Below are 16,326 nucleotides of genomic sequence, written 5' to 3' on the forward strand. Positions count from 1 at the left end.
GCTAAATCTCAATTACTTTATGCCTTTAGAGTTTAACAGATGTGCCAAGGTAAAAGTTAATGCCCGGGGCAGCATTGTAATATCTGCCAGCCATTGCATTTAAGTCATTTCCTAAACTATAGGTTTGATCAAGTAAATTGTTTATCCCGCCAAAAACCTCCAGGTTAACCTTTTTAAGATGAATATGACGCATGCCTGTTTTAAGTTCAACGAGATGATAGTGCTTTGCAAATACCGTATTGCCATCATTCAGCGGAATTGAGGAAGTATAATTATGCTGGGCAAAGAAATACAAACCTTTGCTAAATTGAAAATCCAAACTGGAGACTGCAACATTTGATGGAACACCAGTTAGTTTATTGCCGTCGAAATTTAAATTACCTGTTGAAAATTCTTTAAATCTAAAATGATTGTAAGTATAACTACTGCTGATTTCAATTGCATGTAGAAAGGAACGATGATTTCTGATCAGCCAGAAGGAAGTTTCCACTTCTAAGCCCCGCTGTGAGGTTCCGCCTGCATTGATGAAAAACTCTGCGTCATTTGTATTCAAACGCCTCACAATAGCATCATTTAAATTGAATTGAAATACATTTGCTGCCAGATAAAGCCGATTGTTTGGTAGACTATACCTGATGCCGCCTTCATAATTCCATCCTGATTCGGCCTGTAGGTTATTGTTAATATTATTATCAGAAGCCCTTACCTCCGCAATAGTAGGAGGAGAATAACCTTTACTAATGGTTCCTCTGATGGAAAGTTCATTAGTGATCAGATAAGATGCAGCTAACTTAGGCATCAATTCTACATCAAACTTCCTTTCTTTTTCAGCTACTACTGTTGGAAAAAAGCGCTCATAGTGGTATCTATAAAAATTCAGGCTGGAAGCCAACTCAATTAAAAGCTTATCATTAATGTCTAAATTCAGGCGTAAAAAAGCGAAATTCTGGTTGGCTCTCACGTGATCAGACGCCTGCATCGCAGCGGGAGTTCCTGCGTTATTATCAAAATTTTTGATCTGGGTCTTCGTTGCACCACTCTCCAATCCAAGCTGTGCATTAAACTTGAGTTTGTCTTTCAGTTGCTGAAAATCAACAAAAGTTCTTAACCCCAGTGTTTGCTCATAACGTTTCTCATAATTGGTAATAAACGGATTTTTGAAATCTGTATAACTCCCAAATAAGGCAACTACGTGTTTAAAGCTTTTGCTGATCTGATAATTATTAGCAATACCGGTAAATAACGTTTTATTATAAATGGCCGCCTGCTGTGTTATTGCCCCCGGAATGGTTGCTGTTGCAGGTCGGGCAGATCTGGGGTTGTTTTCAAACTGTGTTAACGTTAAACCGCCTGGCGTTTCATAATTTAAATCACTGTAAAAAGCATAGAGCTTCAAATTTCCTTTATTACTATAGTCCCACTGATGATTGGTTTGTATGTACTTTCTTTCCATGGCACTGTTTTCTCGGAATCCGTCGCTTTTTTGATAACCTTCCATCAAATTGAAGCTATAGTTTTTAAACTTCTGCTGAATGTTTGCTGTTTGATGAAATAAGCCATAAGAGCCTGCGGTAACAGTTGCCGAAATAGCATTTTGATTGGCAGATAGGGGCATAATTAAAATCGTACCGCCCGTATTGGCACCAAAAATACTCGCCTCAGGACCTTTGTATACTTCAATACTGGTGAGGGATTCCGGATCAATTGCATTTAAATAAGTATTTCCACCAGCATCTGTAAGTGGGAAATCATCAATATAAATTTTAATATTTCTGATGCCAAATGGTGAACGGAGCAAACTTCCCCGAAGAGATAAACGGTAGCTGCCAGGCGATCGTTCTTCCATCCTCAAACCAGGAACGGTATTAAGAGTACTGGTGAGTGAGGTATTGGGCTGGTTGCGTATGAGATTAGTGTCGATCAGGTTAACAGATGAAACTGATCTTAATCGTGTTTGGTTATTATAATAGCCACGAACAACTACTTCTTTTAATTTTTTAACAGAATCAGTTTCACTCATTTGAGCAAAGGCTGTAACCGAGAGAAACAGGTAAATACAAGTAAAGGTTATTTTCAATTGTTCGATTTTTAAAAAATAAGGGAGTAAATGACCATCAGCCAATTACTCCCTTATCAGGTGTAAATAAATTATTTCGAAGCTACACGCCAAACTACGCCACTCACATCATCCGCTACCAATAAGGCACCATCTGCAGCAAGGGTGACGCCAACAGGTCTTCCATATACTTCTGCCTTACCGGTGTCTGCAATAAATCCAGTAAGGAAATCTTCAGGTTTACCGGTAGGCTTTCCATCTTTAAAAGGCACAAAGATCACCTTATAGCCTGATATGGCAGAGCGGTTCCAGGAACCATGCTGACCTACGAAGGCGCCTCCCTGATACTTGGCAGGATATTTATTTCCCTTGTAAAAAGCTAACCCTAAGGATGCGGTATGTGAGCCTACCGGTACATCAGGTGCAATGGCTTTTTTAACCAAATCAGGATTTTTACCTTTCAATCTCGGATCTTCATTCTGACCATAATACGAATATGGCCAGCCATAAAATGCACCTTCCTTTACGCTCGTAATATAATCAGGAACTAAGTCATCACCCAGGCCATCACGTTCATTAACAGCTGTCCAAAGCATGTTTGTTCCAGGTGCCCAATCAATTCCTACCGGATTACGCAAACCAGAAGCATAAATTTTTTCCCCTGTCCCATCAGGATTAACTTCTAAGATATTAGCCCTGCGGATTTCGTTTTCCATACCATTTTCACCAACATTACTCCCCGATCCAACGGTTACATAAATTTTGCTTTGATCAGCATTGGCAATCAGGTTTCTGGTCCAGTGGTTATTATACCCCCCGGCAGGCAAACTCATGATTTTTTTTCCGGTACTGGTGATTTTTGTATCTCCGCTTTTGTATGGATATTGCCATATACCATCTGTATTGGCGACATAAAATGCGTTGCCAATAATCAGCATACCATAAGGCTGGTTTAAGCCAGTTAAGAATGTAGTGGTTAATTCTGGCTTGCCATCTTTATCTGCGTCTCTGTAGAGCAGTATGGTATTGGCACTTTGTCCGGCTACTTCAGATTTTGACTTTCCGGTAACCGCATTTGCTACTTTCTCCTTTGTGCTGCGTTCTGAATTGGACAGTACCACCAGCACATCACCATTAGGCGCAACAATCATATTCCGGGGACTTTTGATGTTACTGGCAAATCTGGTCACTACGAAACCTTCAGGAGCTACGGGCGTTTTATTTTCCGGCCAGCCAATTACTTTACTGAATTTATTTTTTGAAGCTGTGGTATCCGGAGCAGGTAAAGTAAGGGATTCGCTACTTGTGGTAACAGTGGTATCCGTACCCTGCGGGCCTGATTTTGAGTTCGACTGGCAACTCGCCAGGAAAGCTGCAGAGAGCATGGAAGCGTAAAAATAATATCTTTTCATGTTTTTCAATTTTTCGTGAATAAGGAGATCTTCAGTCTGATAACATTATATATGCAGAGATGTTTGTTAAATAAGTTCTATTTAAATCACTAAAACGAATAACTATACCTGATAATTTAACTGCTTAAAATCTTTCCTTTTTCCACATCAAATTCTGCCTGTGAGAGAATCCCCATATCCAGCAACTCTTTTAAATCCAGTAAAGCCTGCTTTTTGCTGGCCAGGTCTGGCTTTGGTTTTTCATCTGCTGCAGGTTCTTCGGGCTTACTAAAACTGGCCTGTGCAGATGGATTAAACTGAAGTAATAAAGCAGTAATTTCATTAAAGCCTTTAATATTGGCATAATCTATCGCTTTTTGTTCTTTAGCGTTAACCACATTTCCATCGGCCTGTTGCTCCAATAACATTTTAACAATATCTTTTTTACCATTTGCGGCAGCATAGTGTAAGGCCGTGTTACCACTTTCATCCTGTATATTGATGTTGGCTCCTTTATCAAGCAGCAGTTTTACCATGCTTGAGTTTCCGCTTTTGGCAGCTACATGGAGTAAACTTTCGCCACCATATCCGTAATCTGTATCTAAGGAAAAAGAACTTGACGCAGACAAGTTGGTTGCTGTTTCCACCCAGTCGAGATAAGAATACATGGATGCTTCATCTCCGGAAGCTGGTTTTGAGTAATTCACATCCACACCATTCTCCAGGAATAAAGAAACTATTTCTTTTTGATTGTTTGAACAGGCATACCAAATCGGAGATTGTCCGTTTTTTGAAGAGGCGAACACATCTGCACCTTTGTCCATCAATAGTTTAATCAGCATTCTATTGCTGTCATAACAAGCCTGTAATAATGCACTTACCCCGTTATGGTTAACATGATTAATACTTGCCCCGTTTTCCAGAAGCAGTTCTGTTACAGGTAAATTTTTAGATGCTACAGCAAAAAGTAAAGGTGAGTCACCATTTTTATTGGTGGTGTTTATGTTTGCACCATGATTGAGCAACAGCTTTACAATTTCTTTATTTCTCCAGCTTGCGGCAATCAGAAGGGGTGTTTCAGCTTCATTATTTTCGCTATCTACCTCAAGTCCTTTCTCCAGCAATTTTTCTAAAACTTCAATTTGGCCGCTTTGTGCTGTCAGGTGAAGTAAGCCGTTTCCTTTTAAATCCTTAATTTCTGCTTTGGCATCCTGCGAGAGCAGGTAAAGCGCTGTTTGCTTTTGTTTTTGTAAACAGGCGAAATAAAGCGGCGTTTCACCCGCATGGTCTTCATAATTTAGATCAGCTCCGGCAGCAATTAGAAGCTGAACCAGATCTAAGTAACCGCGATGAGCAGCATAATGCAATGCTGTTCTACCTTTTTCATCTGTATAACCTACTTCAACTTCACCATTTGCCAATAAGAGCTCGGCTATTTTTCTTTTGCCGCTTTCGCATGCAATTATAAATGACATCGACATATTTTTCCTTTGATCAGATTAAGAATTTTTCATTAATAGTTCAACTGTTTTTATTTTAAGATTATCGTCAGATGCAAGCATCAGCGGTGTCTTATCTTCATCATTACTGATTGACGTATCCGCTCCGTTTTCCAATAATAATTTTACTTTTTTATAGGTCTCTTTTGCTTTTTCTGCTTCAAAGTTTACATTGTATGCGCACACTTTATGCAGAAGGGTGTTGCCGTGATCATCTTGTCTGTTAACATCAAGATTGCCGGATGATAAAATGGCCTGAAGCACTTCGGGTTGTTTTTCGGCGATCAGATCTACAGGGGTTTTCTCTTTACTGTAATAAATGCTGGCCTGATAAATATCTGCACCATCGGTGATCAGGTGACTTAAAAGTTCAAGATTTTTATCACTTACGTACATCATCCTCAAGAATTCAAAAAGTGTGGTTACGCCACTTTTATTAACAGTATCAAAATCAGGACTTCCAAAATCCCTTAATTTGAGGTACATATTTAAGTCTTGTTTATGTGCAACAGCGTAGTAAAATGCCGAATTTCCATCCTGGTCCAGCTCATTAGGATTGGCGCCATTTTCCAGCAGGATATCCAGGTATTCAGGTTTGTTAAATTCTATGGCTGCAATTAGTGGCGTTTTTTTTACGATGTTAGTGGCGTTTACATCTAAGCCCTCATGAATTAACAGTTCCAGATAGGAGATGGAAAGCTGCGGTTTCATCAGGTTCGTTCTAATGACCTGATGAATGAAATTTTCTTCAGCATTATTGGTGAAGTTCACATCGCATCCGGCAGCAATCAATATTTTAATCTTTTCTACACTTACGCCTTTTTCCAGAAAATAACCTAACAAGGTTTTTGCTTCAACTTCATCGTTGAGGTTCTCAAATTTTGAAATGAAATTCTCAAAGAAAGCAAGTGCTTGATCGTCATTTTTTAAATTCCAGATGATCTTGCCGAAGATACTTTTATCAAAACTGTCAAATTCGTACACATCTGTTTCAATCCATTTGCTTTCTACCAATTGATCGATTAACTCATATTGCTCCTTACTGAACAATCGCTCTAAAATTTGAGATTTTTGGTGTTCAGGAATATTTTTTGATAATTTTTCACCTGATTGTAATAATGGTAGTGCCTGATCAAAATGACCCTGCATCAAAAGTTGTTCTAAATTCTGTTCACTCATATAGAAAATGATATAGGTTTAACTTAAGAGCTATGCGTTGTAACGCGCTAAATCAGGGAGATCATTCTCCCATGTTTATTTGCTCATATGAATTGTCTTCTTAATAACAAATCCTGATCCATTTATAAAAACGTGCCAATGAGAGTAGTCGTATTTTTAAGTGTGAGAAATAGATCCAATCAGATTTTAGTTAAAAAAATATCCGCAATATTTAAGTTCCAGGAAAACACAAATAACATTAGGATGTTCCTTAATTCATCCGATTATTTTATCTTTAGGCGATTTTAAGAAAAGGTCGGTTTACAATTTTAACCGATTAAATAGTTAACCTTTATAAAGCAAAATCAATATTAACATGTCAAATACATCAAAAATTATCTACACCAAAACCGATGAGGCGCCCATGTTGGCAACTTACTCCCTTTTACCTATCGTACAAGCTTTTACCGCATCAGCGGGTATTGATGTAGAAACCAGAGATATTTCTTTAGCGGGAAGGATTTTGGCAAACTTTCCGGAGTATTTAAAAGACGATCAAAAAATTGGTGATGCTTTGGCTGAGCTTGGTGCATTGGCTACCACTCCAGAAGCCAACATTATTAAATTACCCAATATATCAGCATCTATTCCGCAACTGGCAGGTACAATTACGGAATTACAGGCACAGGGTTTTGCCATTCCTAATTACCCGGATAATGCGCAGACTGAAGAAGAAAAAGCGATTAAAGCGAAATATGCAAAGGTATTAGGTTCTGCAGTGAATCCGGTTTTACGTGAAGGTAACTCCGATCGCCGCGCACCTAAAGCAGTTAAGAATTATGCCAAACAAAATCCGCACTCAATGGGTAAGTGGTCTGCTGATTCGCAAACAAAGGTAGCCAGCATGACAGAAGGTGATTTTTACGGATCAGAAAAATCGGTAACTGTTCAGGATGCCAGTCAGTTTAAAATTGAATTTGTAGCAGAAGATGGTGCTATTACAGAATTAAAAGGTTTATCGCCCCTAAAAGCCGGTGAAGTGATTGATAGTTCCGCATTAAGCTTGTCTGCTTTAAAATCTTTTGTGGCCAAAGAGATTGAAGAAGCCAAAGCAGCAGGTGTTTTATTATCTGCACACTTAAAAGCGACCATGATGAAGGTTTCTGACCCGATCATTTTCGGTGCGATTGTGGAAGTTTACTTTGCTGATGTTTTCACTAAATATGCCGCTCTTTTCAAAGAAATTAATGTAGATACACGCAATGGTTTAGGTGATGTTTATGCCAAGATCGCCGGCCGCCCGGAACAAGCAGAAGTAGAGGCAGCCATTGCAGTAGCAATAGAAAATGGTCCGGCTTTGGCAATGGTAAATTCAGATAAAGGAATTACCAACCTGCATGTACCTAGTGATGTAATTGTTGATGCTTCGATGCCAGCAATGATTCGTACTTCCGGTCAGATGTGGAACAAGGAAGGTAAATCTCAGGATACTATTGCCTTAATTCCAGATCGTTGTTATGCTGGTGTGTATACTGCAACTATTGATGATTGTAAGGCGCATGGTGCTTTTGATGTAACTACTATAGGCTCTGTGCCCAATGTTGGCTTAATGGCTCAAAAAGCTGAAGAATACGGTTCACACGATAAAACTTTTCAAGCTACAGCAAATGGAACCATACAGGTAACTGATGCAGAAGGTAAAGTTTTCTTTGATCAGAAAGTGGAACAAGGTGATATTTTCCGCATGTGTCAAACAAAAGATGCACCTATTCAGGATTGGGTTAAATTAGCGGTAAACAGAGCCCGCTTATCTGAAACGCCGGCAGTTTTCTGGTTAGATGAAAACAGGGCGCATGACAGAGAAATTATTGCTAAAGTAAATACTTATTTGAAGGATCACGATACTACTGGTTTAGACCTTCGCATTCTTGCACCAATCGAAGCTACCAAATTTACCTTGGATCGTATCCGTAAAGGTGAAGATACCATCTCGGTTACCGGCAATGTATTGCGTGATTATTTAACGGATTTATTCCCGATTTTAGAACTGGGAACTTCTGCAAAAATGTTGTCGATCGTTCCGTTAATGAATGGTGGTGGTTTGTTTGAAACAGGTGCCGGAGGTTCTGCTCCTAAGCACATCGAGCAATTTATTGAAGAAGGTTATTTGCGTTGGGATTCATTAGGTGAATTTTTAGCCCTTCAAGCATCTTTAGAGCATTTATCTCAAACACAGAATAACGCTAAAGCACAGGTTTTGGCTGATGCATTGGATGAGGCAAATGCGAAGTTCCTGGCTACTGATAAATCTCCTGGTAGAAAATTAGGTTCTATTGATAACCGTGGATCGCACTTTTATTTAGCCTTATATTGGGCGGAGGCATTAGCCGCTCAAACGAAAGATGCTGAATTGCAGGCCAGATTTGCGCCATTGGCAAAAGCTTTAACAGAGAACGAATCGAAAATTAATGAAGAATTAATTGGTGCTCAGGGTAAGCCTCAAAATATTGGTGGTTATTATCATCCAAATGATGAATTGACAAATAAAGCAATGCGTCCGAGTGCAACTTTAAATGCAGCTTTGGCTGGATTGTAAGGCTTCATAAATAAATTTAAATCCCCAATTGAATTAATTTTCAATTGGGGATTTTTTGTTTCTATATCTTAATGTTTTATTTAAAAGATGCTTTTCATCTTTAATAAATTTATCTTTTTCCCAGTTCATGGGATTGTTAATAATGTAGTTTGAAATATTCTGAAAAGACGTTTCATCACGAATGATGTGGTCGTAAAAGCGGGCCTGCCATCCAAAGTCAAAGCCTAATCGATTACAATGTTTAGTCACCGCAGATTTGTAAGAGCTACTTATAGATGATATCGTATTTTTTCCCTGATTTAGAAAGCGTTGTTGTCCGGGAGCTACAGACAGGGCATGCCTGTCTGTACTACAGGCAAAGGATTTATATTATTTAAAATCAAGATCCCATGCGCATGGTTTGGCATCACAACAAATTCGCCTAATTCTACATTTTTTTGGTGATTTCTGATTTCGTACCACATTAAATTGGCAATCACACCAATATTTGATAATATCTTTCCGTTTAAAATTTTACCGAAATAATGTAACTTATCTTTTGTGCAAATGGTTATAAAATATTTACCTTCCCAGCCGTAATCCCAAGTTTGTAAACGTGCAGAAGGAATTCTGTATTGGTTTTGATATTTTTCATTCATGATAGCGTAAAGTGATTTGTCTATATAAATCATTTGATTATGCTTGATTTATAGGGATGGGTATGCTAATATAAAGAGTATTTTGGAATTAGATACCCTGATAATTCACCTATATTAGTTGATAGATTCTTTTAAAATACATAATCTCTCAAAAACCATCTGCCAGACCATTTGTTATCATCATAAATAAAATAGGAGATATAACCATGTCAATTAACGAAAACAAAGGATCACAAGATAAAATACATAGTACTACGGAAAATCCGGAAATCAATAAAGAGAATTTATCTTTTGATGAGAATAAACAAAGTTATGAGTTGGATGTAAAAGGTGATGATCAGGATTATGATCATCCGATGGGATATGAAACGGTGGCTGCGGGAGCTAAAGATGATGATTCTACTTATGATGAGGCTAATCCATATGTAGGTGACGAATATGCCAGTAATGAAGACATTGCAGAAGATAATTTAGAAGAATTAGGTATGCATGTTGACAATGGTGAGAGTGTAAAATTAAATACGGAAGATGAAATTTTAGCCCGTACACCTGAAGATGACCGTGATGATTTAGACGAGGAAGGTTACCCGGTTAACGATGCACCCGAAATATAGGTAAAAGATTCCCGTCTGTAAGATGGCGATTTGAGACAAAACCATTATAAATGGAAGCAGGATGATACATTACAGTATGATCCTGCTTTTGTTTTATACTATTTTAGTTAATTTCTCAATTTCGGCTTTCCAGATCTCTCTGTTATTGACCACAAATTTTTCCATTTCGCCATTGTATAAACAATCTGCAGGCCATTTGGAACCATACCTAACGTTTTATAAAAAACCAATTCTTTAATTTCCGTCAGATAGATATTAAAAGCATGGTTCTGGATGTTAAAGCCATGAGATTTAAACTCCAGGCGATCTGTTAAAAGATAAAGTTTGCCGCCCACCGCTTCTGCATTTTTGAAATGGTTAGCCGCTCCCGAATAAATAACCCCATCCTGATCTTCTTCAGTCAGTGCAGTTTGTTGTTTAACTTTTCTTGAGTTTACAAAAAGGTACATAAACAAGCCAAAAAGTATACCTGCGATGGGTGCAGCAACTGCGGCATAGGCAATGCCGTAAATAAATGCTTCAATTGTTCCGAAAATAATGGCAAAAAATAAGGCAGCTATAACTGTATTCTTCAGCTTTGCTTTTGTATCGGCTGTCATGTTTTTACGGGTTAATATCTAAATTAAATCTCTTGCGCAACTCGTCCAGCTTGGGGTTTTTATTTACGAGATAATCGTACTTTTCCCGGTTTCCATACAATCTGTTTTCAATTTTGCGTTCTACCTGTTTAAAGGTAATGTCAACGGCAAAATTCTGCAACTGATTTCTTAAGAAATTCATCAGCTCTACTGATTCCTGCACCACAAATTGTTCCTGCGTTTTACTTTCGACTGATATTTCAATCAACACCGGACTAATAAGTTTTGGCGCAAAATTATTCAGGATGGTAAAGAGGTTGATTTTATCAGCACCTTTTAAAATCTGAATATATTTATTCCAAACTTCCAGCAATTGATCATAGGTAAAAGGTTCTCGGGCCTCGCCTGTAGCTTTTTTAGGTCCGTTATCTTCCTCGCCATTGGCCAGTCGCTCCAAATCATTTAAAGAAGGAATTAAAGTGCCTACATTTTTTTTAGGAATGTTAATGCTGATCGACGTTGCGGAAGAAGGGGGACTGGTTTTTGGTTTTTCTTCTACAGGTGGCAAAACAGGTGTTTCCGTTTTAGGCGGCAGGTGTTCACTTTCCGCTTTAATCTTCGGACTTTCCGCTTTTTCAATTATGATATCAGTTTTTTTTTTATCCTGATCTGCGTCAGTTGCTGTGTTACTAGGGCTTAAAGGCTGTTGGGCTAATTGGACGACGGATCGAATATGGCACATTTTGATGAGTGCCAACTCTACCTGTAAGCGTTGGTTTTTAGAATTTTTATAATTTAAATCGCAGTTGTTGGCTAAATTTAAAGCCGTTAACAAAAATGATAATTCTGTTTGCCTGCACTGATCTAAATATTTCTGTTTGATGTTTTCGCTAACCTCTAACAATTTGATGGTTGCGGCGTCTTTACCAACCAGTAAATTACGGAAGTGTGTGGCTAAACCATTAATGAAGTTATTGCCATCAAAGCCATTGTTTAAAATTTCATCGAACAGAAGCAGGGTTTCGCTTACTTCAGCAGCCGTTAAATAGGAGGTAAGTTTAAAGAAATAATCATAGTCTAGAATATTCAGATTGTCGATTACAGCTTTGTAAGTGATGTTTTTGTTTGCGTAACTGGCAATCTGATCAAACATTGAAAGTGCATCACGTAAGCCGCCATCCGCCTTTTGGGCAATGATGTGTAAGCCATCCGTTTCAAAGGCAATGTTTTCGCGTTGTGCAATCGTAGCCAAGTGCCTGGAAATATCTTCTACCTGAATGCGGTTAAAATCAAAAATCTGACAACGCGATAAGATGGTTGGCAGGATTTTATGCTTTTCTGTGGTTGCCAGGATAAAAATGGCATAAGAAGGTGGTTCTTCCAATGTTTTCAAAAAGGCATTAAATGCACTTTGTGATAACATGTGAACCTCATCAATAATATAGATTTTATATCTGCCGGCTTGTGGCGGGATCCGAACCTGTTCAATTAAACTACGGATATCATCAACGGAGTTGTTTGAAGCCGCATCCAGCTCATGAACGTTAAATGAATGCCCGTTCTGAAATGACAGGCAATTATCACATTGTCCGCAAGCTTCCATTTCTGCTGTAGGATTGGTACAGTTAATGGTTTTAGCCAGGATCCGGGCGCAGGTGGTTTTACCTACTCCTCTTGGACCACAAAATAAAAATGCCTGTGCAAGTTGATTGTTTTTAATGGCATTTTTTAGTGTGCCTGTAATATGCTGCTGCCCCACTACGGTTTCAAACGTGGCCGGACGATATTTACGGGCAGAAACAATAAAATTTTCCATCGGCACGAAAATAGGAAAATTTTGGATGTTGTTGGGTTGAAAAGTTTAAATGTTGAAAAGTAGGCGTATTGATAAGCTGCCAGACAGCTGTTTAAATTTAGAACGGATGAGCGAGGATTTTAGAAGCTGAATTTAGTCTCGGTGCCTGATACCTTTTATTTAATAATGGATTTTAATTCATTTCGATATTCAGACGCACTCTTTCCGGTAAATTCATGGAAGATTTTATTGAAATGGCTGAAATTGTTGAATCCGCTTTCGTAGGAAATGGCGGTAATGCCCAGGTGTTTTTCGGACAGAAGCTTGGAGGCGTGTACCACACGATATTCGTTTACAAAGCGGGTGAAGGTTTTTTTGGTTATTTTTTTAAAATAACGGCAGAATGAAGGTACCGTCATGGCCGACATTTCTGCCACATCCTCCAGGCTGATCTGTTCCTGAAAATGATCTTTTACATAATTGAAAATCATGTTGATGCGATCATTATCCTGTATTTGCGTTTCCAGGGAAAATCCGGAAGCATTCAGAATCTTGAAATCTGTTGTGGCTTCCAGTGACTTAAGTACGCCGAGCAAAGTTAATAATTTATGGAAAGGTTGTTGAAACTCCATGTCTTCGATCAACTTTCCTACCTCTTTTTTGGTTTGCTCGCCGAAAGCAATGCCACCTTTGGCTTTGTCAAATAGCGCTGTCATCCATTTGGCCTCCTGGAGTGACATAAAACCGCTACCTAAAAAATCTGGCTTCATCTGGATAACCGTTTCATTTTTATTACCAGTGTGTGTGTCAGTAAAGCCACAATGAGGCAAATTACTTCCAATTAAGATCAGATCGCCATCGGTATAGTAAGATACATGGCTTCCGATTTGTCGCTTACCTGCCCCTCCGTTTACAAAAACCATTTCGATCTCCGGATGATAATGCCACATATGGGCCTTATTATTTTCATTTTCTATGTATTTAGAATAATAGAAAGAACTTCCGAAAGAAGGTTCTACAACTTCAAAGCTTGGTTTTAAAGTTTTCATATCAATAAAAATAAGCATAAAATATACTGTATTGATATTTAATAGGTATAAAAGAATAGTTCAGGTTAATTTAGCATATATATTGGAGAATATGCTTTCTTTTTGGCTTTTAAAACACCTGTAATTTAGCCGTATAAATTAATTGTTAACTCTTTAAGCTATTTAATTATGAAAAAGTTCTTACAAATCGGTTTAATTGCAGCGTTATTTTTTAATGTAACTGTTGCTTCTGCAAATGACGGTGATTTTACCCTGAAAGTTAAAGATGAAAAAGAAAAATCACTTCGCTTTTCTTTTGAAGGAAATGAAAATGTAACCCTGTCTATTATCGGAAATAATAATGAAGTGTTGTTTCAGGAGGATATTCAGACTCAGACAGCTACCAGTAAACTTTATGATTTAAATGCGTTACCAGATGGAAAATATATTGTTAAAATAGAATCAGATACCAAGCTGGCGAATTATAAAGTTGGGATATACAATGGCAAGGCAACTGTTTCCGAGCCTGTATTTTCTGATGTGTTCCATCCGTTAATTAAAAAAGAGGGAGATTTTATTGTTCTTAAAGTGGAAAATGAAGAAGGCAAACCTATTGAAGTTCAGGTGATGAACGAATATAACGACAGCGTATACACAGAGGTTTTCAAAAATAAATCTGTTTTACAACGGAAATTCAATATCAGCAAAACTGATTCTCAATCGCTTACATTCATTATTAATGCCAAAGGCAAACAATTTACTAAAACAATAGAATTATATTAAGGTTAAATATTGCTAATTGATAAAGAGATTGCCTGAGGGTGATCTCTTTTTTATTTACATTAAGATTGATGTTATTTTTAACCACCTCAGTCATGTTAGGCATTTATGTCAGGTATATTTAAATATGGCTGATGTTCTTTGCTCTTTAGTCTTTTGGCTTTCCTCTTTCTACTTTAGTCTTTTTAATTAAAGGTTTGATTTTAAGAAATATATTGTTACTTTTGCATCCCCGTAATATACCTCGGGATTAAAAAATTAAAAACATAATTTATAACAATGAATCAGTACGAAACTGTTATCGTTCTAACCCCATTGTTATCTGAAGAAGCTGCAAAAGAGGCATTAGCTAAATTTAAAGCAGTTCTTACTGATAACGGTGCCGAAATTATCCAAGAGGATAATTGGGGTTTGAGAAAATTAGCGTATCCAATTGAGAAAAAATCAAACGGATTCTTCAACTTAACTGAATATAAAGCTTCAGGTGATTTGATCGCAAAATTAGAGCTTCAATTAAAACGCGACGAGCGTGTGTTACGTTTCTTAACTATCCGTTTAGACAAACACGCGGTTGCTTACAATGAGAAAAAGCGTAGTGGTGCTTTTAACAAAAAAACTAAGGAGGTTGCAGCGTAATGGCAAGAGAACAAATTCAATACGTAACAGCCCCTAAAGTAGAGGATAACCGTAAAAAATATTGCCGTTTCAAGAAAAACGGAATTAAATACATCGATTACAAGGATGCAAACTTCTTGTTGAAATTCATTAACGATCAGGGTAAATTATTACCACGCCGTTTAACTGGTACTTCGTTAAAATTTCAGCGTAAAGTGGCTCAGGCAGTTAAACGTGCCCGTCACATCGGTTTGTTACCTTTCGTTGCAGATCAATTAAAATAGGAGGCTCAGAGATATGGAAATTATTTTAAAACAAGATATTAAAGGCCTTGGTGAGAAAGATGATGTAGTTACAGTAAAACCAGGTTATGGTCGTAACTATTTAATCCCTCAAGGATTTGGAGCATTGGCTACCGTTTCTGCTAAAAAAGTTTTAGCTGAGAACTTAAAGCAAGCTGCATTTAAACAAGATAAAATTAAGAAAGATGCTGAAGGTATCGCTGAGCGTTTAACAGCTGTTAAACTTTCTATCGGTGCGAAAGCTGGCGAAAGCGGAAAAATCTTCGGAGCGGTTAACACCATCCAGATTGCTGAAGCATTAAAATCTCAAGGTTTTGATGTAGATCGTCGTCGTATTACTTTCGAAACTGAACCAAAATTTGTTGGCGAGTATGTGGCTAACTTAAACTTACACAAAGAAGTTAAAGTTCAGGTTCCTTTCGAAGTGATTGCTGAGTAAGTATTTTCTTTATAGAAATTATAAAAATGCCTTTTGATGCAAATCAAAAGGCATTTTTTTTATTAGAATATTAAAAACTATTATTTTACTTAACCACTATCCTTTAGGCGTAGTTGGCCTGATTTCAATTTTACTCGGCAATGTTCTCGCTGGCATCGCTAATAAATCTACGATCAGTTTTCCCATGTCTTCTGGTTGGATTTTCCAGGCATCGCTTTCAGCATCTGGACTATGATCATTAAAATGAGTCGCCACCGAACCCGGCATGATTGTACTTACTTTCACGCCATATTTTCTTAGGTCCAGCATCACTGATTGTGTAAAGCCGGTTAAACCGAATTTACTGGCATTATAAGCCGCTCCTCCCGCAAAAAAGTTGGTTCCGGCTAAGCTTGAAATGGTGAAAATATAACCCTGGTTTTTCTTAATTTCATCCACACTCGCTTTAATGCTGTAAAAAACACCGGTTAAATTGGTATCAATGATGTCATTCCATTGCTCAATATCAATTTCATCAATAGGAGCAAAAGCACCCACACCGGCATTTGCAATTAGAATGTCTAACTGCCCCCATTTTTCAACAACTAAATTAACAGCTCCCTGCTGCGACTGGAAATTTTTTACGTCAGCTTCAATAGCTAGAACATCACCATGAGCGACCAATTGAGAAGCCGCCTGGTTTGCACTTTCTATTGTTCTGCTGGTTATGGCCACTTTATAACCGCTTTTTAGGAGTGATTCGGCAATTCCAAATCCAATCCCTTTACTTCCTCCTGTTATTAATGCTACTTTCATATCCTATTAACGTATTCATTTATAAAATGTTTATCCTAACTT

At 37.8% G+C, this 16,326-nt stretch carries 15 protein-coding genes; 6 read left to right on the forward strand and 9 right to left on the reverse strand.

Annotated features, from left to right (window positions below):
• Positions 1 to 25 precede the first annotated feature (25 nt).
• From OQ267_RS15035 to OQ267_RS15050, 4 genes are all read right to left on the reverse strand, one after another.
• On the reverse strand, positions 26 to 2,077 hold the full coding sequence (locus OQ267_RS15035) for a TonB-dependent receptor (RefSeq protein WP_265836614.1): 2,052 nt from the start codon (positions 2,075 to 2,077) through the stop codon (positions 26 to 28).
• Positions 2,078 to 2,148: 71 nt separating this feature from the next.
• Entirely contained in the window at positions 2,149 to 3,468 is a 1,320-nt protein-coding gene (locus tag OQ267_RS15040) for a PQQ-dependent sugar dehydrogenase (RefSeq protein WP_265836616.1), read from the reverse strand.
• A gap of 116 nt (positions 3,469 to 3,584) precedes the next feature.
• The gene (locus OQ267_RS15045) at positions 3,585 to 4,922 is read right to left on the reverse strand and encodes an ankyrin repeat domain-containing protein (protein WP_265836618.1); all 1,338 of its coding nucleotides are present in this window, start codon (positions 4,920 to 4,922) and stop codon (positions 3,585 to 3,587) included.
• A 24-nt stretch (positions 4,923 to 4,946) separates the two neighbouring features.
• A complete protein-coding gene (locus OQ267_RS15050) occupies positions 4,947 to 6,125 on the reverse strand; it encodes an ankyrin repeat domain-containing protein (RefSeq protein WP_088300020.1) in 1,179 nt (392 codons plus the stop codon).
• A gap of 355 nt (positions 6,126 to 6,480) precedes the next feature.
• Here OQ267_RS15050 and OQ267_RS15055 point away from each other — a divergent pair, with 355 nt between their 5' ends.
• Positions 6,481 to 8,700 carry an NADP-dependent isocitrate dehydrogenase gene (locus tag OQ267_RS15055; protein WP_265836620.1) on the forward strand — a complete coding sequence of 740 codons (2,220 nt, stop codon included), beginning with the start codon at positions 6,481 to 6,483 and terminating at the stop codon, positions 8,698 to 8,700.
• 323 nt (positions 8,701 to 9,023) lie between these two features.
• Here the strand turns inward: OQ267_RS15055 and OQ267_RS15060 are convergent, their stop codons facing one another.
• Complete coding sequence (locus OQ267_RS15060; RefSeq protein WP_265836622.1) at positions 9,024 to 9,338, reverse strand: transposase; 315 nt, start codon at positions 9,336 to 9,338, stop codon at positions 9,024 to 9,026.
• A 206-nt stretch (positions 9,339 to 9,544) separates the two neighbouring features.
• On the opposite strand from OQ267_RS15060, the gene OQ267_RS15065 reads away from it, so the two are divergent.
• Positions 9,545 to 9,952: a hypothetical protein gene (locus OQ267_RS15065; RefSeq protein WP_265818800.1), complete on the forward strand. Its 408-nt coding sequence runs from the start codon at positions 9,545 to 9,547 to the stop codon at positions 9,950 to 9,952.
• Between the two features lie 107 nt (positions 9,953 to 10,059).
• Here the strand turns inward: OQ267_RS15065 and OQ267_RS15070 are convergent, their stop codons facing one another.
• The 3 genes from OQ267_RS15070 to OQ267_RS15080 all read right to left on the reverse strand — a co-directional run bounded on the left by OQ267_RS15070 (position 10,060) and on the right by OQ267_RS15080 (position 13,374).
• The gene (locus tag OQ267_RS15070; protein WP_265836623.1) at positions 10,060 to 10,551 is read right to left on the reverse strand and encodes a hypothetical protein; all 492 of its coding nucleotides are present in this window, start codon (positions 10,549 to 10,551) and stop codon (positions 10,060 to 10,062) included.
• A 4-nt stretch (positions 10,552 to 10,555) separates the two neighbouring features.
• Positions 10,556 to 12,346, reverse strand: a complete 1,791-nt coding sequence (locus OQ267_RS15075; RefSeq protein ID WP_265836625.1) for a DNA polymerase III subunit gamma/tau — start codon at positions 12,344 to 12,346, stop codon at positions 10,556 to 10,558.
• 155 nt (positions 12,347 to 12,501) lie between these two features.
• The gene (locus tag OQ267_RS15080; RefSeq protein ID WP_088300374.1) at positions 12,502 to 13,374 is read right to left on the reverse strand and encodes an AraC family transcriptional regulator; all 873 of its coding nucleotides are present in this window, start codon (positions 13,372 to 13,374) and stop codon (positions 12,502 to 12,504) included.
• A 168-nt stretch (positions 13,375 to 13,542) separates the two neighbouring features.
• On the opposite strand from OQ267_RS15080, the gene OQ267_RS15085 reads away from it, so the two are divergent.
• The 4 genes from OQ267_RS15085 to rplI all read left to right on the forward strand — a co-directional run bounded on the left by OQ267_RS15085 (position 13,543) and on the right by rplI (position 15,489).
• Positions 13,543 to 14,136, forward strand: coding sequence for a hypothetical protein (locus tag OQ267_RS15085; protein WP_265836628.1), 594 nt, complete (start codon positions 13,543 to 13,545; stop codon positions 14,134 to 14,136).
• Positions 14,137 to 14,412: 276 nt separating this feature from the next.
• Entirely contained in the window at positions 14,413 to 14,769 is a 357-nt protein-coding gene (rpsF, locus tag OQ267_RS15090) for a 30S ribosomal protein S6 (protein ID WP_029283098.1), read from the forward strand.
• Complete coding sequence (gene rpsR / locus OQ267_RS15095; RefSeq protein ID WP_010599582.1) at positions 14,769 to 15,032, forward strand: 30S ribosomal protein S18; 264 nt, start codon at positions 14,769 to 14,771, stop codon at positions 15,030 to 15,032. The genes rpsF and rpsR overlap by 1 nt, the downstream gene beginning before the upstream one ends.
• Positions 15,033 to 15,045: 13 nt before the next feature.
• Positions 15,046 to 15,489: a 50S ribosomal protein L9 gene (gene rplI / locus OQ267_RS15100; protein ID WP_088300013.1), complete on the forward strand. Its 444-nt coding sequence runs from the start codon at positions 15,046 to 15,048 to the stop codon at positions 15,487 to 15,489.
• Between the two features lie 96 nt (positions 15,490 to 15,585).
• Here the strand turns inward: rplI and OQ267_RS15105 are convergent, their stop codons facing one another.
• Positions 15,586 to 16,284 (reverse strand): SDR family oxidoreductase, encoded by a 699-nt coding sequence (locus tag OQ267_RS15105; RefSeq protein ID WP_088300012.1) that lies wholly within the window; start codon positions 16,282 to 16,284, stop codon positions 15,586 to 15,588.
• Positions 16,285 to 16,326 lie beyond the last annotated feature (42 nt).

The sequence above is a fragment of the Pedobacter sp. MR22-3 genome (genome assembly GCF_026240075.1).
Taxonomy (GTDB): domain Bacteria; phylum Bacteroidota; class Bacteroidia; order Sphingobacteriales; family Sphingobacteriaceae; genus Pedobacter.